19 protein-coding genes and 1 tRNA gene are annotated in these 25,802 nt (G+C 72.1%); 9 read left to right on the top strand and 11 right to left on the bottom strand.

Annotated elements, in window-relative coordinates:
- Nucleotides 1-90: 90 nt before the first annotated feature.
- The 5 genes from Mco01_RS12450 to Mco01_RS12430 form a co-directional block, all read right to left on the bottom strand.
- Nucleotides 91-792: an ABC transporter ATP-binding protein gene (locus tag Mco01_RS12450; RefSeq protein ID WP_239103560.1), complete on the bottom strand. Its 702-nt coding sequence runs from the start codon at nt 790-792 to the stop codon at nt 91-93.
- The gene (locus Mco01_RS12445; protein WP_204057048.1) at nt 785-1,726 is read right to left on the bottom strand and encodes an ABC transporter ATP-binding protein; all 942 of its coding nucleotides are present in this window, start codon (nt 1,724-1,726) and stop codon (nt 785-787) included. The genes Mco01_RS12450 and Mco01_RS12445 overlap by 8 nt, the downstream gene beginning before the upstream one ends.
- Entirely contained in the window at nt 1,723-4,344 is a 2,622-nt protein-coding gene (locus Mco01_RS12440; RefSeq protein WP_204057047.1) for an FtsX-like permease family protein, read from the bottom strand. The genes Mco01_RS12445 and Mco01_RS12440 overlap by 4 nt, the downstream gene beginning before the upstream one ends.
- The gene (locus tag Mco01_RS12435) at nt 4,344-7,538 is read right to left on the bottom strand and encodes an FtsX-like permease family protein (RefSeq protein ID WP_204057046.1); all 3,195 of its coding nucleotides are present in this window, start codon (nt 7,536-7,538) and stop codon (nt 4,344-4,346) included. The genes Mco01_RS12440 and Mco01_RS12435 overlap by 1 nt, the downstream gene beginning before the upstream one ends.
- Before the next feature lie 76 nt (nt 7,539-7,614).
- Entirely contained in the window at nt 7,615-8,073 is a 459-nt protein-coding gene (locus Mco01_RS12430) for a MarR family winged helix-turn-helix transcriptional regulator (protein WP_204057045.1), read from the bottom strand.
- Between the two features lie 135 nt (nt 8,074-8,208).
- Between Mco01_RS12430 and Mco01_RS12425 the strand changes: the two genes are divergently transcribed.
- Both Mco01_RS12425 and Mco01_RS12420 read left to right on the top strand, forming a co-directional pair.
- Nucleotides 8,209-9,399, top strand: coding sequence for an MFS transporter (locus Mco01_RS12425; RefSeq protein ID WP_204057044.1), 1,191 nt, complete (start codon nt 8,209-8,211; stop codon nt 9,397-9,399).
- A gap of 46 nt (nt 9,400-9,445) precedes the next feature.
- The gene (locus Mco01_RS12420) at nt 9,446-9,952 is read left to right on the top strand and encodes a DUF3291 domain-containing protein (RefSeq protein ID WP_204057043.1); all 507 of its coding nucleotides are present in this window, start codon (nt 9,446-9,448) and stop codon (nt 9,950-9,952) included.
- A gap of 15 nt (nt 9,953-9,967) precedes the next feature.
- On the opposite strand, the gene Mco01_RS12415 is transcribed toward Mco01_RS12420, so the two are convergent.
- The gene (locus tag Mco01_RS12415; protein WP_204057042.1) at nt 9,968-10,603 is read right to left on the bottom strand and encodes a tetratricopeptide repeat protein; all 636 of its coding nucleotides are present in this window, start codon (nt 10,601-10,603) and stop codon (nt 9,968-9,970) included.
- Nucleotides 10,604-10,822: 219 nt separating this feature from the next.
- Between Mco01_RS12415 and Mco01_RS12410 the strand changes: the two genes are divergently transcribed.
- Complete coding sequence (locus Mco01_RS12410; RefSeq protein ID WP_204057041.1) at nt 10,823-12,328, top strand: vWA domain-containing protein; 1,506 nt, start codon at nt 10,823-10,825, stop codon at nt 12,326-12,328.
- Between the two features lie 23 nt (nt 12,329-12,351).
- On the opposite strand, the gene Mco01_RS12405 is transcribed toward Mco01_RS12410, so the two are convergent.
- The 4 genes from Mco01_RS12405 to Mco01_RS12390 form a co-directional block, all read right to left on the bottom strand.
- Nucleotides 12,352-12,930: a transcriptional regulator gene (locus tag Mco01_RS12405; protein ID WP_204057040.1), complete on the bottom strand. Its 579-nt coding sequence runs from the start codon at nt 12,928-12,930 to the stop codon at nt 12,352-12,354.
- Nucleotides 12,930-14,066 (bottom strand): PEP/pyruvate-binding domain-containing protein, encoded by a 1,137-nt coding sequence (locus Mco01_RS12400; protein WP_239103559.1) that lies wholly within the window; start codon nt 14,064-14,066, stop codon nt 12,930-12,932. The genes Mco01_RS12405 and Mco01_RS12400 overlap by 1 nt, the downstream gene beginning before the upstream one ends.
- On the bottom strand, nt 14,063-14,458 hold the full coding sequence (locus Mco01_RS12395) for a DNA-binding protein (RefSeq protein WP_239103558.1): 396 nt from the start codon (nt 14,456-14,458) through the stop codon (nt 14,063-14,065). The genes Mco01_RS12400 and Mco01_RS12395 overlap by 4 nt, the downstream gene beginning before the upstream one ends.
- Nucleotides 14,459-14,654: 196 nt before the next feature.
- Nucleotides 14,655-15,068, bottom strand: coding sequence for a RidA family protein (locus tag Mco01_RS12390; RefSeq protein WP_204057038.1), 414 nt, complete (start codon nt 15,066-15,068; stop codon nt 14,655-14,657).
- A gap of 72 nt (nt 15,069-15,140) precedes the next feature.
- Between Mco01_RS12390 and Mco01_RS12385 the strand changes: the two genes are divergently transcribed.
- The 5 genes from Mco01_RS12385 (at nt 15,141) to gap (ending at nt 24,487) form a co-directional block, all read left to right on the top strand.
- A complete protein-coding gene (locus tag Mco01_RS12385; protein WP_204057037.1) occupies nt 15,141-16,127 on the top strand; it encodes a LysR family transcriptional regulator in 987 nt (328 codons plus the stop codon).
- A 334-nt stretch (nt 16,128-16,461) separates the two neighbouring features.
- Nucleotides 16,462-19,353 (top strand): glycosyl hydrolase family 95 catalytic domain-containing protein, encoded by a 2,892-nt coding sequence (locus tag Mco01_RS12380; RefSeq protein ID WP_204057036.1) that lies wholly within the window; start codon nt 16,462-16,464, stop codon nt 19,351-19,353.
- A gap of 139 nt (nt 19,354-19,492) precedes the next feature.
- On the top strand, nt 19,493-22,189 hold the full coding sequence (locus Mco01_RS39070; protein ID WP_239103557.1) for a lectin: 2,697 nt from the start codon (nt 19,493-19,495) through the stop codon (nt 22,187-22,189).
- Nucleotides 22,190-22,388: 199 nt separating this feature from the next.
- Nucleotides 22,389-23,336 (top strand): GlxA family transcriptional regulator, encoded by a 948-nt coding sequence (locus Mco01_RS12370; RefSeq protein WP_204057035.1) that lies wholly within the window; start codon nt 22,389-22,391, stop codon nt 23,334-23,336.
- Between the two features lie 152 nt (nt 23,337-23,488).
- On the top strand, nt 23,489-24,487 hold the full coding sequence (gene gap, locus Mco01_RS12365; protein WP_204057034.1) for a type I glyceraldehyde-3-phosphate dehydrogenase: 999 nt from the start codon (nt 23,489-23,491) through the stop codon (nt 24,485-24,487).
- A 162-nt stretch (nt 24,488-24,649) separates the two neighbouring features.
- Here gap and Mco01_RS12360 read toward each other — a convergent pair.
- Nucleotides 24,650-24,723, bottom strand: a tRNA-OTHER gene (locus Mco01_RS12360).
- Between the two features lie 147 nt (nt 24,724-24,870).
- Between Mco01_RS12360 and Mco01_RS12355 the strand changes: the two genes are divergently transcribed.
- The gene (locus Mco01_RS12355; protein WP_204057033.1) at nt 24,871-25,500 is read left to right on the top strand and encodes a pyridoxamine 5'-phosphate oxidase family protein; all 630 of its coding nucleotides are present in this window, start codon (nt 24,871-24,873) and stop codon (nt 25,498-25,500) included.
- The last annotated feature ends 302 nt before the right edge of the window (nt 25,501-25,802 follow it).

Raw genomic sequence — 25,802 nt, 5'->3', positions numbered from 1 at the left:
CCGTCCCCCGAATCGCCCAAAAACGCAAAAACGACTAGGCGGACACCATAGGGCCGTAAAAGCGTCAGGAGTCGTCCGTGGTCACTCTGTTCACGAAGTGGTCATCCGGGGTTCTCCGGCGACGGTCTCCACGACGACGCCGTCGCGCAGTTCCAGCACCCGGTCGGCCAGATCGATGATGGCCGGGTCGTGGGTGGCGACCAGGGCCGCCACGCCCTCGCTGCGGACGAGCGCCCGGATCAGCCGCATGATCTGGGCGGCCGTCTGCGAGTCGAGCTGCCCGGTCGGCTCGTCGGCGATCAGCAGCCGGGGCCGGTTCGCCAGGGCCCGTGCGAGCGCCACCCGCTGCTGCTGGCCACCCGACAGCTCGTACGGCCGCTGGGCGGCGTGGCCGTCGAGGCCGACGAGGGCGAGCAGCAGCCGGGCCCGCTCCTCCCGCTCCGCGGCGGACCGGCGGGCCAGGCGCATCGGGACGCCGACGTTCTCGGCCGCCGACAGCACGGGGATGAGCCCGAACGTTTGAAAGACAAAACCGATGACGTCGCGGCGCAGCTCCAGCAGGCCCGTCTCGTCGAGCGCGGTCACCTCCCGGCCGGCGACCGTGACCCGGCCCTCGGACGGGGCGTCGAGCCCGCCCACCAGGTTGAGCAGCGTCGTCTTGCCCGAGCCGGACCGGCCGCGGACGACCGTCAGCTCGCCCGGCCACGCGGTGAACGACACCCCGCGCAGCGCCTCGACCCCGCGCGGGTAGACCTTCCGCAGCCCCTCGACGACGACCAGCGGCTCACTCATCCCCGTCCCCCTGACCGGCGGGCCAGACCCCGATGTGGTCGCGTTCCAGCTCCAGCCGCACCCGGCGCTCCATGTTCAGCGCGCTGGTGAAGTCGCGGGGCAGCTGGAGCCGGCCGACGCGGTCGAGCACGGCGTACTCCTCCGCGATCACCTCGCCCTCCGTCGAGGTGCGGCGGAGCGTCTCACTCGAGGTGCGCCCGTCGCGGATGCCCACCGTGCGGTCCACCTGCGTGGCCACGAGCGGATCGTGGGTCACGACGATCACCGTCACGCCGAGCTCGCGGTTGGCCGCGCGCAGCGCGCCGAAGACCTCCTCCGAGGTCTCGCTGTCCAGCTCGCCGGTCGGCTCGTCGGCGAGGACCACCTCCGGCCGGTTCGCCAGCGCCACGGCGATGGCGACGCGCTGCTGCTGCCCGCCCGACATCTCCATCGGGGTCCTGCCGGCGCAGGCCCCGACGCCGAGCAGTTCCAGCAGCTCGTCGGCGTGCCCGCGGTGTTCCCTGCGGCCCGCCAGCCGCACCGGGAGCAGGACGTTCTCCCGGGCGGTCAGGTACGGCAGCAGGTTGCGGGCCGTCTGCTGCCAGGTGAACCCCACGATCGACCGCCGGTAGCGCAGCCGGTCCTTGGCGCTCATCGCCAGCAGGTCCATGCCCGCCACGCGGGCCACGCCGGCCGTCGGCAGGTCGAGCCCGGACAGCACGTTGAGCAGCGTCGATTTGCCCGAGCCCGACGGGCCGACGATCGCCACCAGCTCGCCCCGGTCGATGAGCAGGTCGAGGCCCTGGAGGGCGACGACCTCCACACCCCCGGTCTTGTAGATGCGGACGAGGTTGTCGCACAGGATGTGCGCGCCCTCCCCGAAGGCCGGTCCGGCGCGCCGGGCCCGCTCCTCCAGCTCCTCCAGCTCGGTCACCGGGGCCTCCCCGGAACTCATGCGGACTCCCCCAATCGAAGAACACCGGTGACGGCCCGTCCGGCCGTCGCGTAGGCGAGGGCGCCGAGGACGGCCGCCGCGGCCAGTCCCCCGGCGAGCAGCGCCGGCGTCCCGACCGTGATCGGGAACCCCTCCACCGGCTGCCCGGCGTACGGCGACAGGTCGACCCCGGGCGCGACGGCCGCCGGGAGCGCGAGCCCGAGCAGCAGGCCGGCCAGGGAGGCCAGCACGATCAGCGGGGCGATCTCCACCACGGTCAGCCCGCGCGCCTGACGCCGGGACAGGCCGAGGGTGCGCAGGTAGGCGAGCGCCCTGGCCCGGTCGGCGGCGCCCGCCACCAGGGCGAGGACCACCGCGACCAGAGCGTAGGCGGCGAGCGCGGCGGTGACGACGGCGAACGCCGCGAGGACCACGCCGGTCATCGGGCCGCCGGTGATGGATCCGAACGCGTCGGCGACGGTCACGACGAGGGTCTGCGGCGTGTCCACCGCCGCGGTGAGGGCCGCCCGGGAGGCGTCCCCCCTGACCAGCAGCATGGTCGCGAACGGCGCGGTCCCGGTCCGGGTGGCCACGCTGTAGGGCACCACCACGATCTCGTCGGCGGCGGGGGCGAGCCCCGGCAGGCCGCCGACCGTGCCCCGGGCCACCACGGTCCTGCGGACGGGCCAGCCGATCTCGAACGTCCCCAGGCCGGCGAGCGACGGCGAGACCAGCGCGGGCACCGCGGAACCAGACGTCCCGTCCGGGGGCGCCGGGACCGTCAGCGGTGTGCCGCCCGTCATGCGGCGGTAGGCGGCCAGGTCCACGGCGACCACCCGCACCGCCCGGTAGCCGGGACCGATGTGGGTCACCCCCTCGGCCACCGGCAGCACCTCCTCGACGCCGGGCAGCGCCCGCACCCGCGCGGCGGCCGCGGGCGGGATGTCGGTCTCCGCCTCGATGCGGGCGGACGCCCCGACCTGCCGCCAGGCGGCCGCCTGCTGCGTCTCGCCGATCGCCCCCGACACCACCGACCCGAAGACGGCCACGGCGAGCGCGGGCAGCAGGACCAGCACCGGGAGCGGCGCGGCCGTCCCGCCCCCGGACGCGCGGGCGAGCCCGAGGAAGGCCACGACCCGGCGGCGTCCGGCGAGCCGCAGGGCCAGGCGCAGCGGGTACGGGTACAGGCGCAGCGTGACCAGGGCCGCCGCCACCGTGAGCGCGGCGGGCACGGCCATGAGGAACGGGTCGGCCCGCCCCGACGACGGGTCGGCGAGGCCGCGGGTCCGCAGCAGGTACGCCCCGGCGAGGGCCAGCACGACGACCGTGACCTCCGCCACGACCCGGCGCGGGGACGGCCGGGCCGCCACGTCGGCGCGCCGCTCCCGCAGCGGCCGCCGCAGGGTCAGCGCGAGCCGTACGGCGGGGTAGGCGACCGCGGCCAGCGCGGGCACCGGCGGGCCGAGGACCGCGGCCGGCGTGAGGGGGCCGGGCACGAGGAAGGCGGCCGCGTACCCGAGCAGGGCGGCGGGGACGGCGGCGAGCGCCGCGACGGCGGCGCCGGTGGCGGCGACGCGCGCGAGGCCGCCGCCGCGGGCGCGCATCAGCGACAGCGCCGGGGCCATCCGGTCGGTCAGCAGCCGCGCGGCCAGCGCGACCACCCCGACGGCGACGAGCACGAGCCCGCCGAGCACGACGAGGACCAGCGTCCCGGCGGTCGCCAGCTGCTTGAGGAAACCGCCGAGCATCAGCGGCAGCGACGTGTGCAGCGTGTAGCTGCTGTGCCCGGAGGACCAGCCCGCGAGGAGCCGGTCGTACCGGTCGACGGCGGCCGCCGCGTCCCCCGCCGTGCCGGCGGTCAGCGCCGTCCTGTCGACGCCGAGCACCCACGTGTAACGCAGGTCGAGGTCGGGTTTCAGGAATCTCAGCGCGTCCGGGCCGGTCAGCGCGGTGACCCAGAACTGGTCGGAGGTGCCGACGTGCCGGACGTCGACGTGCGTGACCCCCCGGTTGTGGTCCCAGAAGGGGTCCTTCGGGTCGGTGAGCTCGTAGAAGCCGGTGACGCGGGCGGCCAGCGCCCCCTTGGGGCCGAGCAGCAACGTCGTGCCGACCCGCAGGCCCATCATGGACGCCGCCTCGCGGATCACCCCGACGTCGTACCTGACGACGTCCCGGCCGCCGAGGGTCACGTGGCCGGCGGGCCCGGGGGCGGCCCCCTCGACGTACCTGACCCGGCGGTCGGCGCCGGTCAGCCAGGCGAGGTCGAAGAACTGGCCCGTCCACATGCGCTCCCCGACCCGGCCGGTGACGGGCGTGCCGTAGGTCCAGGCGCCGTGGTGGCCCGTCCCGCCCGGCACCACCACGGTCCGCAGTGCGGGCGGCAGGGCCTTCCGCACCCGCGCGTCGAACGCGGCGAACTGGCCGGGGTCGGTGAGCGGCGGGTCGAGCGGGTGCGCCCGCAGTTCGACGGTCAGGTCGGTGAGGTCGGCGCCGCCTCCGGCGAGCACGCGGCCGAGGGCGCCGTCGTAGGCCCGCTCGAACGCGCGGGGCAGCGCCGCCAGCAGCAGCGCCGCGCTGAAGGCCAGCACGGCGAGCACGGCGGCCGTCCCCCGGTGCGCCCGCAGCAGCGTGAACGGCATCAGTCCTCCCCCATGCGCAGCGCGCGGCCGAGGCCCTGCCGGCGAGCGGCGCGCGCGAGCCCCACCACGACGCAGAACAGCACGGCGGCGACGGCGGCGAGCAGGGCGGCGGTGGGCGCCCATGGGATGTCCAGCACCACCGCCGGCGCGACCGCGCCCGCCTGCCCGGTCAGCACGAGGTGCGGCACGGCCAGCACGGCCACGACGACGGCGAGCACGGTGCCGCCCGCCAGCGACAGCCCGGCGATGAACGCCTGCTCGACGGCGAGCAGCCCGAACAGCTGCCGGTGCGCGACGCCGATGGCGCGAAGCAGGGCGAACTCGGCCCGACGCTCGCGTGCCGACACCGCCGCGTTGATCAGGAACCCGAGCACCGCGAAGACCAGCGCCGCGAGGAAGCCGAGCACGAGCGCGCCCTGCAGCCCGCTCGCGAGCGGGTCGTCGCGCAGCGCGCGGACGAGCGCCGCCCGGTCGGCCGCGGTCCTTCCCCACTCGGGGTTGTGGCTCAGCTGCGCCACCGCGCGCGAGGTGTCGCCGCCGCGCGTGGACAGCCACCACTCCGAGACCGGGCGCGGGCTGCGCCCGCGGGACAGGTCGAGCGCGGTCAGCGTGGGCAGGTCGGCCAGGACGGCCGGCTGGCCGGCGGACGTCCCCGGCAGGGCGGGGACGACGGCGACGGGCACCACGGGCGTCGGGACGCCGGCGAGGGCCACCGACGCGGTGACCCCCGGGCGCAGGCCGGCCTGGGCGGCCAGGTCCGCGGTGACGACGACCGGCAGCGCCTTCACCGAGGAGTCCCCCGGCAGCAGGGCCGGGCGCGGGGCGCCGGTGGCGGGGCCGCCGGCCTCCTGGGGCACGTGGACGGTGAGGGCCGCCGACGTGGCCGGAGACCGCCCCGACGCCGTCCAGGCCGTCCACTCCGCGGGCAGCGGCACGTCCTGCCCGCCGTCGGTGCGCATCGCGTCCACGACCAGCGACGCGTCCGCCGCTCCGTCCGGCAGGTCCAGCAGAAGTCCCCGTACGGCGAGGGGCCCGGCGAGCCTTCCCGAACGCCCCGCGGCCCCGGCCAGGTCGTAGCGCACGTCGTGGGCGCCGGGGCGCAGCGGCCCGCCGTCCAGTTCCTGGACCGCGCCGAAGGCGTCGCTCACGACGAGGCGCAGCCGGGCGTCGCCGGCCGCCTTCGCGGTCATCGAGAGCCGCACCTTCAGCGACAGCGCCCCCGGGCTGCCGGGGACCGGCACGCCCGTATATGCGGGTCTCGCGGCGGCGAGCCCGCCGGCCAGGCGGCCCAGTGGGGCGGACGCCAGGTCGGGCCGCCACAGGACGAGGCCGTCGAGCCGCCGGGCGTCCGCGGCCAGCAGGGTCACCCGGGTGCCCGCGACGTCCACGTTCTCGCGCTGGACGGGCACGGCCGCCGTGACCCCGGGCAGCGCGGCGTACAACGCGCCCCGGCCGAGCGTGCCCAGGCCGGGCGCGTCCACCGGCGCCGTGACCCGAAGGTCGGCGCCCGCCTGGTGGCGCGCCTGGTCCTCCTGTGAGCGGCGCCAGGTCGCGGAGGTGGCCAGCGACACCACCCCGATCGCCACGGCCATGGTGAGCAGCAGCACCGGTCCCGCGTACCGCAGCGGCCTGCGGCTGACCTGCCACGCCCCGAGCGCGGGGGCGAGGCCGCGGCGCCGCGAGGTGATCCGCTCGGCGGTCCCGGACACCACGGGCACCAGGCGCAGGCCCAGCATGCCGCCGCACAGCAGCGCGAGCGCCGGGCCCGCCACGATGAGGGGGTCGATCCCCAGCCCGCCCGAGGCGGTGGCGGTGACCGGGCCGCCGTACCGGCCGAGCTGCCAGAGGGCGAGCGCCGACACCGCGAGCAGCGCCACGTCGCCGCCCGCCCGCTGGATCGCGCCGCGCCTGTCGCCCCGGCCGCGCGCGGCCTGCTCCTCGACGTAGGTGCGCCGGGCGCCGCGCATCGCGGGCAGCGTGAGCAGCACCGCGCACCCGAGCGCCACCGCGGCGGCGACCAGGAAGGCGGACGCGTCCGGGACCGGCGCCAGCCGCACCCCCGACGCCTGCAGCCACGGGATCGCGTCCACGGCCCGCAGCGCCCACGGCGCGAGCAGCGGCGCGACCACCGCCGCGGGCAGGGCCACCAGCAGCGCCTCGTAGCCCGCCAGCAGGGCGAGCCTCGCGCCGCCCGCCCCCCGCGAGCGCAGCAGCGCCACCTCCATCCGCCTGCGGTCGGCCAGCAGCCGGGCCGTCAGCGTCAGCGCGTACGCGGCGAGCAGCAGCACCTGCAGGACCGGGACCAGCATCGTGGAGCGCCCGACCAGCGCGGCCTCGTCGAGCCGGTTCAGGGTGTCGGGCAGGGCGGTGAACACGGCGCACGCCGCGCAGTCGGCCCGCAGCCCCGCGCCGAGCGCCGCGACCGAGCCGGCGAGCGGCCGCACCCCGTCACGGGAGAGGTTCCGCAGGTCGGGCACGGCCAGCCAGGTGGCGGACACGTCGGTCGCGAAGCGCTGCCGGAAGGCGTCCGGGGTGACCACGAGCGGCCCGTAGGTGGTGTAGTTGCCCCTCTCCACGCCGCGCCGCAGCAGCTCGTCGCCCTCCCACCGCTCGTCGTACGGCTCCCGCAGCTCGAACAGGCCGCTCACCCGCGCCCGCACCGGCTCGTGGCTCAGCCGCCCGACGACCGTGAAGCCGTCGCCGACCTCCAGCCGCATCGCGCGGGCGGCCGGCGGGGAGAGCGCGACCTCCAGCGCGCCGCCGTCCCGGGGCCAGGCGCCCGCGACCAGCCGGGCCCGCCCCTCGACGCCCTCGTACGTGGCGAACCTGGTCAGGTCGGGCCGCTCACGGCGCTCCTGCCCGGGGAGCGCGTACGAGTCGGAGGAGATGGACAGGGACACCTCGGCCGGCCGCCCGCCGTACGCCTGGCTGAGCCGGGCCCGGACGGCGGCGTCGACGCGCCCGAGGTCGCCGGCGGAGACCGGCGCGGTCACGGTGGCCGCGGTCGCGGACAGCGGCGCCACCCGCATCGCGCGCCGCACGCCCGCCTCGGTCACCGCGGAGGCGTACGCGATCAGCGCGACGAGCGCGGTGGTGGCCAGCAGCACCGAGCCGAACGCCCCGAGGAGCAGGAGCGGCTCACCGGCCGCCCGCCGGAACACGAGCGGCACCCGCGCCCCACGCCCCGCAGCCATTCCGGTCCCCCCTCGGCTCAAGGTGTAGAAGCCTATTCGGGAGGAGATGGACCTTGAAAGGGTGGTCCGAGGGAATTCAGACGAGCGTGTGCAGCGACTCCACCGCCCTGACGAGGGGGGCGAGCTCCGGGTTGCGCGCGGCCTCGTCGAGGGCCTCGCGGAGGGCGGCGTCGTTGGTGGGCCGGGCCTTCTCGAGGAGCGCGAGTCCCGCCGGGCTGACGTCCGTGTAGATGCCGCGGCGGTCGGTCGGGCACAGGTAGCGGGTGAGCAGGCCCCGGTCCTCCAGCCTGGTCACCAGCCGGGTCGTCGCGCTCTGGCTGAGCACGACGGCGTCGGCGACCTGCTTCATCTGCAGGTGGCCGCCGGGACCGTCGTGCTGCCGGCTGAGGGTGTTGAGCAGCGAGTACTCCCGCACGCTCAGGCCGTGCCTGCTCTGCAGCGCGCGCTCGATGTGGGCCTCGATCCTCTCGTGCAGCAGGGAGAGCGCGCACCAGCCCTGGGCCAGGGCGGTGAGGGCGGGATCTGTGGCTGTCATCGCGGTCTTCCTCGGTCCGGAGCGTCTGCCTCCAGGATATGCCACATGCGCAATAGCCCGCGTTTGCAACTACATGCTTACACAACTATTGTCGAGTCTCGCTAACCGCTCGTGCAATCAATCGGGGATGTCCACATGCCTCTCGCGCTTCTGGCCCTCGCCATCGGGGCCTTCGGGATCGGGACGACGGAGTTCGTGATCATGGGCCTGTTGCCGCAGGTCGCGGCGGAGTTCGGCGTCTCCGTCCCGACGGCGGGGCTGCTCGTGACGGGGTACGCGCTCGGCGTCGTGATCGGCGCCCTGCCGATGACCGTGCTGGGCACCCGGCTGTCCCGCAAGCGCATGCTGATGCTGCTCATGGCGCTGTTCGTCGCCGGCAACCTGGTGTCGGCCGCGGCGCCGGCCTTCGAGGTGATGCTGGCGGGCCGCGTGATCGCCTCGCTCGCCCACGGCGCGTTCTTCGGCATCGGCTCGGTCGTCGCGGCCGAGCTGGTCGCCCCGGAGAAGAAGGCAGGGGCGATCGCGACCATGTTCACCGGACTCACGGTCGCCAACGTCGTGGGCGTCCCGCTCGGCACCCTGGTCGGCCAGACCGCCGGGTGGCGCGTGACGTTCGCGATCGTCGCGGCGCTGGGCGTCGCCGGGCTCGCCGGGATCGCCCTGCTGGTCCCCGAGCTGCCCCGGCCCAAGGGGGTGCGCCTGCGGCACGAGCTGGCCGCGTTTCGCAACGCGCAGGTGCTGCTGGCGATGGCCATGACCGTGCTCGGCTTCGGCGGGGTGTTCGCGGCCGTCACCTACATCGCGCCCATGCTGACCCGCGTCACCGGCTTCGCCGAGAGCTCGATCACCTGGCTGCTCGTCCTCTTCGGCCTCGGCATGGTCGCCGGGAACCTGGTTGGCGGCAGGCTCGCAGACCGCGCGCTCATGCCGATGCTGTTCGTCTCACTGGGCGCCCTGGCCCTGGTCCTCGCCGCGTTCACGGTGACCGCGCACGGGAAGGCCGCCGCCGCGGTGACGGTCGCCCTGATCGGCGCGCTCGGCTTCGCCACCGTGCCGCCGCTGCAGAAGCGCGTGCTCGACCAGGCGCACGGCGCCCCGACGCTGGCCTCCGCCGTCAACATCGGCGCCTTCAACCTCGGCAACGCCCTGAGCGCCTGGCTCGGCGGCCTCGTCATCGCGGCCGGCTTTGGCTACACCGCCCCGAACTGGGTGGGCGCCGCGCTCGCCGCCTCCGCCCTCCTGCTCGCCGTCCTGTCCGCCGCGCTGGAACGGCGTCCCGCCGCGTCCGTCCCCGCCGTCCCTCTCCCGGCCGCCCCGAGGCCCTGACCAGGCGCCCTGGCCGGGGCGGTGGGGGTGGCGATAGCGTGCCCCCATGGCCGAAGGGGCGAGCCCGCAGCTGGCTCAGATCAACGTCGCCCGCCCGCTTCATCCCGCCCACGACCCGCGGCTGGACGAGTTCACCGGCGCCATCGCCCGCATCACCGCCCTCGCCAAGCGCTCGCCGGGGTTCGTCTGGCAGTACGAGACGGCCGACGGCCACTTCCCGACGTCCGACCTGCTCGGCGACCCGCCGGTCATCTTCAACCTGTCCGTCTGGGCCACCTACCAGGACCTGCACGACTTCACCTATCGCAGCCGCCACGGCCACTACCTGAGACGCCGCGCGCAGTGGTTCGCCCCGCTCGCGCCGCCGGCCACCGCCCTCTGGTGGGTCCCGGAGGGGCGCCGCCCCACCGTCGAGGAGGCCGTCGCCCGGCTCGGCCACCTGCGCCGCCACGGCCCCACTCCCCACGCGTTCACCGTCCGCCGTCGCTACACCGCAGACGGACGTCCGGACGTCCCCCAGGAGATCGGACGAGCCGGAGCCCCCGGGCGCTGACGAGGGGGCGGACCGCTACAGCCGTCCGCGCGCCTCCTCGACGTGCCGGACGATGCCGTGCGCCCCTGCGGCCTCGGCTACGGAACGCGCCTCGTCCAGCAGGGCCAGCGCCTCGTCGCGGCGGCCCTCCCCGGCCGTGATGTAGGCGAGCCCCACGAGGTTCGCGGCGACGCCCGGCAGGAACCCGAGCTCGCGGCGGATGCGGGTGGACTCCTCCAGCCGTTCCCGCGCCGCGTCGAGGCGTCCGGCCCGGTGCTCCGCGATCCCGAGGTGCCGCAGGGCGTACGACGCCGTCAGGTCGTCGCCCGCCCGCACCGCCTCCCTCTGGGACCGTTCGAGCACCGGGACCGCGGCCCCATCGTCCCCCCGGACGACCTGGTGGAAGGTCCCCACCCAGAACAGCGCCTCGGCCTCGCCGCGTCCGTTCCCCAGGCCGCCGTACAGCTCGGCCGCGCGCTCGAACAGCGCCAGAGCGCGCGGGTCCTCCCGGCCGCTCTGCAGGAACCGGGCGTGCACGACCCGCCCCCGGGCGAGCGCGAGATCCGCCTCGACCTCGTCGAGCACCCGGTCGGCCGCGTCAACGGCGCCGGCGTCCCCGCCGAATACGGCCTGCTCGTACAGCAGCCTGGCCCGTTCGATCCGATCGTCCATGTCACCCCGTCCACCGGTCGTCGTCGAAACCCTAGAAGATCACAACTGCGGCACGCCTTGGGATTCCCACTGCCGACGGCTATGACAGGTGAGACCGCTGTGACGGACCGGACATGGATGATCACGAGCCGGGCACGGTTCGCCCTCACTTGGATGACCGACGCGGCCACCGCCGCCCGCGGGACCGTCCAAGAGCGTGGACGAAGCCTGGGAGGTCCCATGACGAAGCCGGCCATCCGCGCGGCCCTGGTCCTGATCGCGCTGGTGTTCGCCACGGCCTGTGGCGGGAGCCAGGAGAGCACCCCCGCGGGCGGCGCGCAGGCGCCGGAGCTCCCCCGGAAGGCCCCCGGCTCCGTCCGGCACGACGTCACCGGCGGCCAGGCCGCCCCGTCGCCCGTCCCGTCGACCGGACCGCACGGTGCGCAGGAGCCGTCGACCTTCGCGCTGGACGTCGACACGGCCTCCTACGGCTACGCGCGCCGAGCCCTGCTGGAGGGTCGCTGGCCGGAGCCGGGACAGGTCCGCACGGAGGAGTTCGTCAACGCCTTCCGCCAGGACTACAAGGAGCCGGACGACGACGGCTTCGCCGTCCACCTCGACGGGGCGAGGCTGCCGGACAAGGGGACGGCGCTGGTCCGCGTCGGCTTGCAGACCCGCGCCCAGGACGCGTCGGCGCGACGCCCGGTGAGCCTCACCTTCGTGGTGGACGTCTCCGGATCCATGGCCGAGCCAGGCCGGCTCGACCTCGTCCGCAGGGCGCTCCACACGCTCGTCGACCAGCTCGTGCCCGGCGACCAGGTGTCCATCGTGTCGTTCAACGAGCAGGCCCGGGTGATCGCGGAGATGACCCCGGTCACCTCCCGCGCCGCCCTGCACGAGGCGATCGAGCACCTGAGCGCCGAGGGATCGACCAACGTGTCGGACGGCCTCGACGCGGGCTACCGCCAGGCGGCCGGAGCGTACCGAGCGGACGCCACCAACCGCGTCATCCTGCTCTCCGACGGCCTGGCCAACACCGGCGAGACCAGCTGGCAGGCGATCCTCGACCGCGTGAGCGCGCAGGCGGGAAAGAAGATCACCCTGTTGTGCGTCGGCGTCGGCCGCGAGTACGGCGACCAGCTGATGGAGCAGCTCGCGGACAAGGGCGACGGCGCCGCCGTGTACGTCTCCACCGAGGACGACGTGCGCACGGTCTTCTCCGAGAAACTCACCACCACCCTCGAGGTGCGCGCCCGCGACGCCAAGGCGCAGGTCGCCTTCGATCCCTCGGCGGTCGAGTCGTACGAGCTGCTCGGTTACGAGGACCGCGCGCTGACCTCGGAGGCGTTCCGCGACGACGCGGTGGACGGCGGCGAGATCGGGCCCGGTCACGCGGTCACCGCGCTCTACCGGGTGCGCCTGCGCCCTGACGCGGGCGGCCGGCTCGCCACGGCGACGGTGCGCTGGCTGGACCCCGACAGCCGGCAGCCGGCCGAGGCCGTCAGGAGCGTCGAGGTGTCCGCTCTGTCTCCGGCCCTGTGGGAGGACGCTCCGGTCCGCCTCCAGGTCGACGCGGTGGCCGCCGGCTTCGCCGAGCATCTGCGCGGCCGCTGGTCCGGCGGCGGCGACGGGACCTGGAGCCTCGCCGAGCTCACCGACGAGGCCACCCACCTGTCCGCGCAGACCGAGGACCCGGCCGTGACGGAGTTGGCCACGCTGCTGCGCCGGGCCCGCGACCTGGGCTGACGCGGCACCGGCGGAGGGCGCGGCTACCGCGTGATGCCGAGCGTCGCGATCAGGTCCTCGTGGAGCTCGAACCAGACCCGGTGACACGAGTCGACGTCGACGCCGGTGATCCACGCCGGATCATGGGCCGCCCGGGCCAGCGCGGCGGCGAACCGGTCGTGGTAGCCGGCGAACCGGCTGAGGGACGCTGCCAGGGGCCGTTCGAGGTCGCGCAGCTCGCCGGCGAGGCCGGCGAGCCCGCCGAAGGTGTCCGTGGAGTCGCCGGACCCCAGCTGCCACGCGGTGAAGAGCTGCGACGCTCGTCCGTTGAGAGGAAGGAACCGTTCGTGGACGGCGGCGACGGTCCCGCGGGCGCCGGCGCGGTCGAGCTCGTCGCGGAGCCGGGCCTCGTTGTGCCGGTACCCGGTCTCGGTCAGCGACCACCCGGCCGTCCCGGCGAAGGACGACCTGCCGACCCAGCCGTACGCCTGGGCGTCGAGGAGGTGCTCCTGGGTCTGACCGGTGTCGAGCCCGAACCGGGCGGCGACGGCGGCCGTGTCGGCGAACCCCTTCAGCCGTACGGCGTGGAGCACCAGCAGGTCGGAGGGAGACGGGTGGGCCATCAGGGGCATCCTCCGGTGACGGTGCCGACGGTGCCGTCGACGGTGACGGGTGCGCCGTCGGTCACGCTGCTCATCGCCTCGTGGGCGCCGACGACGGCGGGGATCCCGAACTCCCGCGCGACGATCGCCGCGTGGCTGAGGACGCCGCCGCTCTCGGTGACGACGGCGGCGGCGAGGCGGAACAGCGGGGTCCAGGCCGGGTCGGTGGTCCGGCACACGAGGACGTCGCCGGGCCGGACGCGGGCGAACTCGCCGACCGAGCGCACGACGCGTGCCGGTCCCCGCGCCCGGCCGGGACTGCTGGGCACCCCCGTGACCAGCGCACGAGCCGAACTCGGGCCGCCCACGTCAGCCGGGACGCCGAGGGCGGTGATCGGGCGCGCCTGCAGCAGCCAGATCCGGTCGTCGCGCGCCGCCCACTCGACGTCCTGGGGCCGGCCGAAGAGGTCCTCGCACCGCCGGCCGAGCGCGACGAGCCGGCGTACCTCCCCGGGTGTCAGACAGCCCCGGGTGCGGTCCGGTTCGGGGACGGGCGAGCGGACCAGCCCGTCCTCGCGCAGGTCGAGCCGGGTCTGCTTGGACCCCACGGTGAGCCGGACCGTGTCCGCCGGCGGGGTCACGACGACCTCGTCGGGGACCACGACGCCGGAGACGACGGACTCCCCGAGCCCCCAGGACGCGTTGATCACCACGGCGTCGGCGCCGGTGCGGGGGTCGCGTGTGAACAGCACCCCCGCCTGGTCGGCCTCGACGAGCTCCTGCACGAGCACCGGCACGGCGGGCTCGTCGTCGAGGCCGAGGTGTGCCCGGTAATCGCGCGCCCTGTCCGTGTACGACGAGGCGGCGCAGGCCCGGATCGCGGCCATGACCTCGTCCAGGCCCCGGGAGCCGAGGACGGTGTGCAACTGCCCGGCGAAGGACGCCGTCGCCGAGTCCTCGGCCAGCCCCGACGACCGTACGGCGACCGCCCGGCCGCGCAGCCGGCGCAGGTGCTCCGCGACCATCCGGCGGTCGACGTCCGGGCCGGTGACGACGAACCCGTCCGGGACGGGAAGGCCGGCGCGCAGCAGGACGGCGAGCCCGTGGGCCTTGCCGCCGCACGCGGGGCCCGCGTTCATGAGCGGGACGACGCTCACGGACCGTCGTCCCCGTCGAGCCGGGCCAGCACGCGCTCGTGCCGCTGCTGCGCCGCCTGGGCGGTCCGCAGGCCCAGCGGCCGCGCGATCTGGGCCCAGGTCAGCCCCTCGGCGCGGGCGACGAACAGCAGGCCCGCCTCGAGCTGGTCGAGCTCGGCGCGGGCGGCGGCCAGCAGCGCGATCGCCGCCAGCAGATCGTCGGGCAGCTCCAGCGCGCCCCGGTCGGTGCCGGCTCGCCACAACGCCTGGCGGATCAGCGTGACCGCGTCGTGCGGCTGGCCGTCGGCCAGCCAGGGCAGTCGAGGCAGGTCGTCGCCGCCGCGGGCGGTCAACCGGTCTCGCGCCCACCGTTCGAGGGCGCCCGCCGCCTGGTCGTCCGATCCTTCACGCACGTCGCCAGCGTGTCCTTTCAACAACCTGTTTGTCAACAAGCTGTTGAACTTCATTGGCGCGCTAAGCCGGGCGGGCCGCGGCGTCGACGCCCATCGCGCTGAAGCGCATGGCCATGTCCTCGACCCACTCCGGCGGTGTCCGGTGGTCCGCCAGCGGGATGCCGGCCTCGGCCCGCCACACCCGCCGCCAGGACCTCTAGGGTTCGGCGGGCACGGGCCTTGGCGCCGCGGGCCGTCGTGCGTACACCTCGATCTCGAACTTCATGCGGGGATCGGCCAGGCCGCACACCAGCATCGTCGCGGCTGGGCGGATGTCGCCGAAGCGGCGGCGCAGGGTCGGCCAGCACGGCTGGAAGTCCTCACGATCGGGCACCAGGTATCTGACCCGGACGACGTCGGCAAACGAGCAGCCCGCCTCGGCCAGCGCCGATTCAATATTGCGCAGGCACTGCTCGGCCTGCTCGACCACGTCGTCGGAGATCGTCATGGTCGCGTAGTCGAACCCGGTCGTCCCGGACACATGCACCCAGTCGCCGTCGATCACCGCCCGCGCGTAGCCGATCTCCTCTTCGAAGGTGGATCCACTCAGAATCACGCGTCGTTCTGTCATGCGGCGAAAGGTAGGCAAAGGGCAGCGATATGTCCAATACCTCTTAGAGGGCCATCTGATATCTCTAAAGGTATGGACCGCCCTGAGCTCAGCCTGCAGCAGCTTCACGCCTTCGCGGTCCTCTCCGAGGAACTCCACTTCGGGCGCGCCGCGGAGCGGCTGGGCATCGCGCAACCGCCGCTCAGCCAGCAGATCCGCCGCCTGGAAGCGAAGGTCGGGCACCCGCTGTTCACGCGAGGGCCCGGCGCGGTCGCCCTCACCGCGGCGGGAGGCCAACTCCTGCCGGCCGCTCGGCGCGCACTCGACGAGATCGCCGTCGGCCTGGACACGGCCCGGCGCATCGGCAGCGGTGAGGCCGGTCGGATCCGGATCGGCTTCGCCGCATCGCTTGCGCTGACCGTCCTGCCGGGCCTGTTGCGCGCCTACCGCGATCAGTTTCCCCACGTGGAGATGGAGATCCGTGAGATGACCACGGTGCCGCAGGTGGCCGCTCTGCACGAGCAAGTGATCGACGTCGGGCTCCTGCGCGAGCCGCCGGACGAGCCGGGGCTGGCGACTGAGGCGATCTTGTCCGAGGAGTTCATCGCAGTCCTGCCGGCCGCCCACCCCCTTGCGGCCCAGCGCGTCCTCCCGATCGAAGCACTCGCGAACGAGCCGTTCGTGCTGCTGCCCCGCAGTGCCGGACCGATGTTCCACGACCGGATCCTCGACTTGTGCCGCAGCGCGGGCTTCGAACCCCGCCTCGGCCAGCAGGCGGTCGAATGGCAGACGGTCTGCGCGCTCGTCGAGGCAGAACTGGGAGTGTCACTCGGCCCGGCGAGCATTCGCCGGATCCGCCTCAACGGTGTCGCGTACCGCCGGATCGAACCGAACAGCGCACGCACAACCGTCGCGGTGGCCTGGCGTCGCGACGACCAGAACCCGCTGGTCACGCGATTTCTGGAGGTCGCCCGCAGCACGCGGCCCACCCCTCGGCGCCGGCGTGACCACGCCAAAGGTGGGATGACTTCCCACAGCCACGTCGTGCCTGCGGACGAATGGGAAAGCCACAGACGGTAGGCGCACACCCACGCGGTCGTCCGGCGCGCGACCTCCCTGCCGATGAAAGTTTCAGCAAGAGTCGCCGCCCGCTGCGAACGGCGCCCAGGTTACGCGGCGCTCACAATTGTTTCTTGACCCAAGACATCAGACGTCATACGTTGCACGAAACCGAGCCCATTCATGGGATGTCCTCCAGACACACACCACAAGTGTTCGTGCCTTCGGAGGCACCCCTCTGACCGCATGCCCTGCATCAGGGTGTCCCGTCGAATGGCGGCCGTACCGCGGCGGCGGACCAGCCGTGGCGGCGCAGCCGACAAGCGCCACCCCCCAACGCGCCACCAGGAGCTCCATGAGCGTGCCGCTGAACCGTCGACGCTTCATCTCCACCACGGCGGCGGCCCTCGGCGCTGCCGCGCTTCCTTCGGCGACCTTCGCTGACCGAGCGGCCGCCGCCGTGCCGCCGCAGGTGACGCTGCCGCAACGCGGCATCTACGACACGGCCGCCGCCGCGAGTTGGACTGATGCCTTCCTGACCGGCAACGGCGAGTACGGGGCCATGCTCTACGGCGCGCCCACCCTGGAGAAGGTCGTCTTCACCCATCATCGGTTCGTGATGCCCAACGGCACCCGTAACCTGACCCCGCCGGTGCTGTCGGGCCGGTTGGCCGGCGTCAGGGACAAGGCGCTCGCCGGCGACTTCAGCGGTGCCACCGGCGACTTCACCTCCGGCTGGTCGCTGCGCTGGACCCAGACCTTCCATCCGGGCTATGAGCTGCAGCTCAGCACTCCGGGGATGACGACGGTCGGCAACTACGCCCGGATCACCGATTTCAGGACCGGTGAGGTCACCTCGACGTGGACCGACAGCTATGGCACGTGGACGCGCCGGGCTTTCGCCTCCCGAGCCGACCGGGTGATCGTCCACGAACTCACCCCCGCGCCGGGCCGGACGATCGACACCACGCTGAGCGTCAACACGGCCCTGAGCGGCGTGCCGGGGTCCGTCGGCTTCAGCACCCTGGCCACGGTCGGCAACGGTGACGGCTACCTGAACCTGCGGGGCACCTACCCCGCCGGGCAGGGAGCGTTCGGCTATGAGGGCGTCACCCGGGTGGTCGCGACCGGGGGTTCGGTACGGGTGAGCGGGTCGGCCCTCGTCGTGGCCGCGGCGACCAAGCTCGTGCTGCTGACCAAACTCGACCGCTACGAGTCGTCCACCGCGTGGGACGCGAAACCGCTGCACACGGCGCTGGCCGCGCTGAGCGCCGACTACGCGACCCTGCTCACGCGGCACACCGCCCTGCACACCCCGCTGTACGACCGGTCACGCATCGACCTGAACGTCAGCGCCGCGGACCGGCGACTGTCGACCAGCGAACTGATCGCGCGGCAGAACGCCAACCGCAACGTCATCGACGTCGCGCTGCTGGAGCGGATGTACGACTCCGGCCGCTACCTGTTCCTCAGTTCCAGCGGCGTCCTGCCACCGCGGCTGACCGGCCTGTGGACGGGCGCCTGGGACGCGGCGTGGGCCGGCGACTTCACCACCGACGCCAATGTCAACGTCCAGGTCGCCGGCGGCAACATCCTGTCCCTCACCGAAGCCATGGACGGGTACTTCACCCTGATCCTCGGCCAGATCAACGATTGGCGCACCAACGCCAGGAACCTCTACGGGACCCGCGGCCTGCTCGCTCCCTCCCGGACGGACGGCGAGTACGGCACGATGCTGCACTTCGACGGCGGGTTCCCCGGCCACACCTGGATCGGCGGCGCCGACTGGCTGCTCTACCCGCTGCTCGAGTACTACCAGGTCACCGGAGACGCCACCTTCTACCGCACCAAGCTCGCCCCGGTCCTGATCGAGCTCGCATCGTTCTACGAGGACTTCCTCACCCGCACCGACGCCAACGGCAAGGTCGTCTTCGTGCCGTGCTTCTCCATGGAGAACAGCCCGGGCAACACGGGCAGGCAACTGTCGATCAATGCGACCGGCGAGATCGCCGCAGGCAAGCACGCGCTGCAGGCCGCCGTCGACGCCGCCGACTTCCTCGGCACCGAGCAGGGCCCAGGCCAGGGCGTGCAGCGCTGGACCGCCTTGCTGGCCAGGATGCCCGACTATCGGATCAACGGCGACGGGGCGCTCGCGGAATGGTCGTGGCCCAGCCTGACCGACCGGTACAACCATCGTCACGTACAGCACATGTACCCGGTCTGGCCGCTGCACGAGATCAACCCCGAGGACAAGCCCGACCTGATCCGTTACGCGAGCCGTGCCTTGGATCTGCGAGGGGACGAGGGAGGGGAGGCCCACGGCGCCATCCACCGCAGCCTCGCCCGAGCCCGGCTCAAGGACGGCGCCGGCGTGTACGGCAACCTGCGGAAGATCCTGGGCAACAACATGATCTTCCGGTCGCTGATGACCTCGCACAATCCGAACCTGTCGATCTACAACGCCGACGCCGCCAACTCGCTGCCCGCGATTCTCGCCGAGGCGTTGATCTACACCAGGCCCGGCATCCTGGAGTTGCTGCCCGCGCTGCCCGATCAGCTCGCCAAGGGCACGATCACCGGTGTGCGCGGCCGCAACCGCATCCGGATCGAGTCGTTCACCTGGGACATCAGCGCCCGGACCGCCACCGCCACCGTCGTCTCCGACGTCACCCAGACCGTGACGCTCATCTGCCGGCGCGGGATCGCCTCCGTCACCACCAGCGCAAGCGTCGCCGCCTCGCCGTTGGGCAGCCATGCCCGGCAGGTGTCACTGACCGCGGGTACGACGACCCAGATCACCATCGAGCTGGGCGCCGGCGGCCCGCCCACCGGCGTCGTCCGCCTGGTCAACCGCAACAGCGGCAAGGTGCTGGACGTCTACGGAGGCTCCACCGCCGACGGCGCCGCCGTCGTCCAGTGGCCCTGGAACGGCGGGACCAACCAGCAGTGGCGGCTGTCGCAGAACTCCGACGGCTCGTTCCGGCTGACCGGTGCCGCCAGCGGCAAGGTCCTCAGCAGCCCGAACGCCAATCAGGGCACCGCCCTCGTCCAGATGACCGACACCAACGGCACGAACCAGCGGTGGAAACTCGTCCCCGCGGCCACGAGCGGCTACTACCGGCTCGTCAACGTGGGCGACGGATTGTGCGCGGACGTCGAAGCCGGCTCCACAGCCGACGGCGCCCGGATCATCCAGTGGCCCGAGAACGGCGGCGCCAACCAGGAATGGCAGATCGTCGCCGTGTGACGCCGAAGACGTGGCCGTGGCCCATCGATCGATGTCACACCTGCACGAAAAAGTCCCCCGCCCTCGCAATGGCACATCCCCATGAGCTCTGCCACGACGGGGTGATCTCCTGCTCGGAACCAGCGAAAGGAAACAGAGCGTGAAGTCAGCCCGGTCCACCATTGGGAAGGGGTTAGCAGCGCTCGCGGTGTTCGTCGCCGCTGTGGCCCTGCCGGCCCTCACAGGTAGTACCTCGGCCTCGGCGGCGACCCAGGCAACCTACTACGTCGCCCCCGACGGCGACGACGCCAACCCTGGGACGATCACGTCACCGTTCAAAACCCTGCAGCACGCGAGGGACGTCGTCCGCACGGTGAACGCCACCATGACAGGCGACGTCTACGTGTACCTCCGCGGCGGGAACTATCCGGTCAGCAGCACAATCGACTTCACGCCGGCCGACTCCGGCACGAATGGTTACCGGGTCATATACGCCGCGTACCAGAACGAGACGCCGATCCTCAATGGAGGCGTCCAGGTAACCGGATGGACGCAGCACAGCGGTAACATCTGGAAAGCCCCGCTGAATCGCAGCAACAAGCTCCGCGCGCTCTATGTCAACGACAAGCGGGCGTACATGGCTTCCAAAACGATAAACTCACTGGGGTGCTACGGAACCTACACCGTCACGGCGGGACAGGCGTCCTGGGCGTGGGAATCGGGTTCGCAGTGCGCGGGGGCGAAGTACAGCCTGAGCGACTTTCCCGCTATCGCCGCCAATCAGGACGACATCGAAATAGAGACGTCGACGACCTGGACCACGGCCATCGTGGGAGTCCGGCAGGTCACCTCTGACGGCTCGAACCGCATAGCCCAGTTCCAGCAGCCGGGGGCGGCCATCGCCCAGGGCGCCTTCAACGGCAACGCCCAGGTCGGCGGCACCCACAAGGTCATGAACGCCTACGAGTTCCTGGACACGCCGGGCGAGTTCTACTTCGACAAGTCGAGCAAGACCTTGTACTACTACAAGGCAGGCTCGGAAGACATGTCGACCGCGACGGTCTTCGCGCCGAACAACGTGTCCACCCTTCTCCGCGTCGCCGGCACCTCCACGAGCAGTCGCGTCCGGAACATCACCTTCTCCGGCCTCACGGTCGAGCACTCCGACTGGAACCTGTTCAACGTGGCCGGCTCCGTGTTCAAACAGGCCCAGCAGGGCAACCTCGGCGCGATCGCCTACGCCAAGCAGAACTTCCACGCCTATTACTACCGCAATGTCGACGTGGCGCCCGGCGCCATCCAGATCGAGAACGCCGACGGGCTCGTCCTGCAGGGCAACCGGATACAGCACACCGGCGTCGACGGAATCAACATGGTCAACGACGTGGTGAACACCCAGTTGATCGGCAACTACACGAACGACATCGCCGGATCCGCGATCACCGTGGGCCATCCCCAGAATGTCTACATCGGCGACTACACCTCGACGAACCACGAGAAGTATCCCGTGGGGGTCGAAGGAGCGCCCAAGAACATCGATATCAAGAACAACTACATCTACGACAGCGCCGTGTTGTTCAACGGGCACAGCCCCATCTCGGCGTACTTCGCCGACACGTTGACCATCCAGCACAACCGCATCGAGAAAGCCCCGTGGTCCGGTATAACGCTCGGCTGGGGGTGGTGGAACTTCGACGGATCGTCAGGCTCGATCCAGCCCAACCGGCCGACCACCACGGCGAAGAACAACACCATCAGCTACAACCAGATCATCGACACGGTGCAGCGTCTGGGCGATACGGCTCCCATCTACACGCTGGGCAGCCAGCCGGGAACCACGATCACCAACAACTATCTGCAGGGCGTCCCGGCCGGTCACAAGTACGGACTCCACCCGGACGAAGGCTCAGCGTACATAACCTTCCGCGACAACGTCCTGAGCGTGGACAAGAATGTCACGTGGCTCATCAACTCCGACGACTTCGGGCGTAAGCATGATCTGAGCATCACGCAGACATACGGCCCTATCAACAAGGTCTCCAACAAGAGCCTGCCGAACAGCACGGTCCAGGACATCCTCGTATCCTCCGACTACGTCTGGCCGTCGCAGGCATACGGCATCGCCGTGAACTCCGGACTCGAGGACGCGTACAGGAACATCATCCCCCAGAGCAATCTCTCTCTGCCGGACTACGTCCTGCCTGCCAGCACGTTCGTCGGCGCCGGTGTGACATCGGTTCCCATCCGCAGCGCCGGCGACGCGAGCAAGACGGTCTGGCTGGCCCCCTCGGGTACGACCTCCTTCACCGCCGGCAACACGATGACCAGGGCAAGCGGAACCGCGACCTCCATCGCCGTTCCGACGTCGGCCGGCGACTATCGGCTCTTCGTCGTGGACGCCCAGGGGAATCGATCGGCTGAGTCGAATTCGCTCGTCAGGCAAGGAAACGGCGGCGGGAGCGGCCAGCAGAGCGGCTCGATCGTGGGCGGTCAGTCGGGCCGATGCGTGGACGTGACCGGCGCCTCCCAGACCAACGGCACCCAGGCCCAGCTGTACGACTGCAACGGACAGACCAACCAGCGGTGGACGTACACGTCCGGCAAGCAACTGCAGGTGTTCGGCAGCAAGTGCCTGGACGCGTACAACCAGGGCACCTCGAACGGCACCCAGGTGATCATCTGGGACTGCAACGGCCAGACCAACCAGCAGTGGAACGTCAACTCCAACGGCACCATCACCGGTGTGCAGTCCGGGTTGTGCCTGGACGCCAACGGCGGCGCCACCGCCAACGGCACGAAGCTCATCCTGTGGTCGTGCAACGGCGGCGCGAACCAGCAGTGGAGCCTGCGCAGCTGATGTGAGGTTCCTGTTGGGCCGCGGGCGGTCGTACACGCACCGCCCGCGGCCCACCCTGCCGGACACCGTACCGGCCCTGGCCCTCCTCTACCCGTGACGCGCGCCCGAGCGGACGGATGGCAAGATGCTTGCGGGAGTGGTCATGACGGTCAGGGTGTAAGGGGACGCGCGCCGGACCGCGGGGAGCCGGAGGAGGCCGATGAGCCGGAAGAGCCATCGCGTCGCCGTGCTCGTGCTGGAGGGCGCGAAGCCCCTCGACGTCGGCATCCCCGCACAGGTGTTCTCCAACCGGCCGAGCATGCCGTACGAGGTGCGGGTGTGCGGCGCCGCGCCCGGACTGGTGACCGGCGGCGACGGCCTCTCCTACCACGTGGCCGACGGACTCGACGCTCTCGATCAGGCCGACACTGTATTCATCCCCGGTTATCGGGAGCCGGCGACCACGGAGCCGCCCGCCGCGGTCCTCGGCGCGCTCATGGCCGCCCACGAGCGTGGAACCCGGCTCGCGGCCATCTCGACAGGGGCGTTCGCGCTGGCGGCGACGGGCCTGCTCGACGGCAAGCGGGCGACGACCCACTGGCACTACACGAAAGCCCTCGCCGGCAAGCATCCGCTCGTGCGGGTGGACGAGAACGTGCTGTTCGTGGACGAGGGCGACGTGCTGACGTCGGCGGGCGCGGCGTCCGGCATCGACCTGTGCCTGCACCTGGTGCGGCGCGACCACGGCGTCGGGCTGTCCAACCACGTGGCGAGACGGCTGGTGGCTGCGCCCTATCGAAGCGGGGGTCAGGCGCAGTACGTGCCCCGCAGCGTCCCCGAGCCGCTCGGCGACGTGTTCGCGAACACGCGGGAGTGGGCCCTGGCGCACCTGTCGGAACGGCTGACCCTCGAGACTCTCGCCCGCCATGCGCGGGTGTCGGCACGCACCTTCTCCCGGCGGTTCGTGGAGGACACCGGCCACACGCCGATGCAGTGGGTGCTCCGGGCACGCGTGGACCTGGCACGCGAACTGCTCGAACGCACCGACCTGGGCGTGGAGCAGATCGCCGACCGGGTCGGGCTCGGCACCGGCGCCAACCTACGCCTGCACTTCCAGCGCATCCTCGGCACCTCCCCGACCGAGTACCGCCACACCTTCTCGGCCTGAGTTTCCCGACTCCCGTGTCCCGGGGAGGCGTGGCGAGATCCTTGCGAACGGTGGCGAAACTTCTGGCTTGATCCTTGCGTGTGCTGTCATTCAGGCCACTGTCGGCCCGGCGCCCGGACGCCGATCATGGAGCGCGAACGAAAGGAGCGCCCGTGACTCGCATCGCCGTGAACGGATTCGGCCGCATCGGACGCAACACCCTCCGCGCCCTGCTGGAGCGTGACAGCGACCTCGAAGTGGTCGCCGTCAACGACCTCACCGCCCCGGAGACCCTCGCGCACCTGCTCAAGTACGACAGCGCGCTCGGCCGCCTCGGGCACTCCGTCGAGGTCGACGGCGCCGAGCTCGTGGTCGGCGGCCGCCGCATCCAGGTGCTCGCCGAACGCGAGCCGGCCAAGCTGCCCTGGGCCGAGCTCGGCGTCGGCATCGTGCTCGAGTCCACCGGCCGCTTCACCGCGGCGCGTGCCGCCCGCGCGCACATCGACGCGGGCGCCAGGCGCGTGCTGGTGAGCGCCCCCTCCGACGGCGCGGACGTCACGCTCGCCTACGGCGTGAACACCGAGGCGTACGACCCCGCCGAGCACGTGATCGTCTCGAACGCCTCGTGCACCACGAACGCGCTGGCTCCGCTGGCGTCCGTGCTCGACGACCTGGCCGGTATCGAGCACGGCTTCATGACCACGGTGCACGCCTACACCCAGGAGCAGAACCTGCAGGACGGCCCGCACCGCGACCTGCGTCGCGCCCGCGCGGCCGGCGTGAACATCGTGCCCACCACCACGGGCGCCGCCAAGGCCATCGGCCAGGTTCTGCCGAACCTCGACGGCAAGCTGTCGGGCGACGCGATCCGCGTGCCGGTCCCGGTGGGGTCGATCGTGGAGCTGAACACCACCGTCTCACGCGAGGTGACGCGCGACGAGGTGCTCGCGGCCTACCGGGCCGCCGCCGACGGCAGGCTCAAGGGCATCCTCGATTACGCCGACGAGCCACTGGTCTCCAGCGACATCACCGGCCAGCCCGCGTCGTCGATCTTCGACGCCGCCCTCACCCGCGTCGAGGGCAGGCACGTCAAGGTGGTGGCCTGGTACGACAACGAGTGGGGCTTCTCGAACCGGGTCGTCGACACGCTGGAGCTGCTCGCACGCGACTGAGCCCTTCTCACCCCTGATCAGATGCGGGCTGAAGCGGTGCTCGACCTCGCGGCGCACCGATGGGCTCGACCTTTGATGGCAGCGCGGCCGATCATCCCATCAGACGCAGAAGCGGGCATCCTCCCCCCAAGATGGGGTGGATGCCCGTAACGCGGATCTGATTGGTGCCCCCTGCAGGATTCGAACCTGCGTACCCGGCTCCGGAGAGGGATACGGATTTCATCCGCACAAGGGGCTTGACCTGCTACTACGCGCTCAGGATGCACAAGCCGTAGTTTTCCTGGCACGCAACTGGCCCATGTCACAGTCTCATCTGATCATCCTTGAGAAATATGAGAAGTCGATGAAATAGCCTTCCAGGCTTTCTGGATCAAAGGAGGACCATGGATACCCAGGACTGGGAGTCGATCAACTCCGCGGACGAGTTGCGGGAGCTGCTCGGCACCCCCAAGCCGGCCGTGATCGCGAAGGAGCGGAAAACCCTGCACGAGCTGGACCGGGCCTGGCTGGCCGCCTCGCCGTTCTGCCTCATCGCGACCTCGGACACCGACGGCAGCTGCGACGTCTCACCCAAGGGCGACCCGCCCGGATTCACGCTGATCCTTAACGACTCGACGATCGCGATCCCCGAACGGCCCGGCAATCGCAGGGCGGACGGATTCCACAACATTCTGCGCAACCCGCACGTCGGCCTGATCTACTTCGTCCCCGGCCGCGGCGACACCCTGCGCGTCAACGGCAGGGCGCGCCTGGTGCGCGAGGCCCCCTTCTTCGACCGGATGGTGGTCAAGGGGCACCGGCCGCAGCTCGCGATCGTGGTCGAGATCGAGCAGATCTTCCACCACTGCGCCAAGGCGTTCCTCCGCTCGGAGCTGTGGCGCCCGGAGAGCTGGAACCCGCAGGCCCTGCCCTCGCGGGCGCGCATCGCCCAGGCGCTGGAGCGACCGGAGGACCCGATCGAGGAGTTGGAGCGCTACTACGGCCCCTCCTATGCGGAGGGGATGTACCGCTGAGCGGGCGGGCTTGCCCTGGGAGAGCAGAGGCGAAGACCGTCGTCATGTGCTGGACTCGGTCACCGTTGCCGTACTCGATCGCCAGCGGGGATGAGGAAGTCCGATGTCGATGGGTGAAGTGGTGGCGTGCACCCACCTGGTGCCCATGGCACGCGAGCAACGCGAAGTGCAGGCGTTGCTCGTCGCGGGCGAGGCGGCGAGCAGTCACGGCCCTGGTTCGGCGTGGGACAGGGAGGGGGACCCTTGCCGCGCCTGTTGTTGTCGGCCGATCCAACCCGGACGCACAGGCGGAACTGGAAGAA

It is taken from the genome of Microbispora corallina (assembly GCF_016863035.1).
Lineage (GTDB): Bacteria > Actinomycetota > Actinomycetes > Streptosporangiales > Streptosporangiaceae > Microbispora > Microbispora corallina.
The sequence above is the reverse complement of the archived record's forward strand: the minus strand, read 5'-3'. Positions and strand labels throughout refer to the sequence as shown.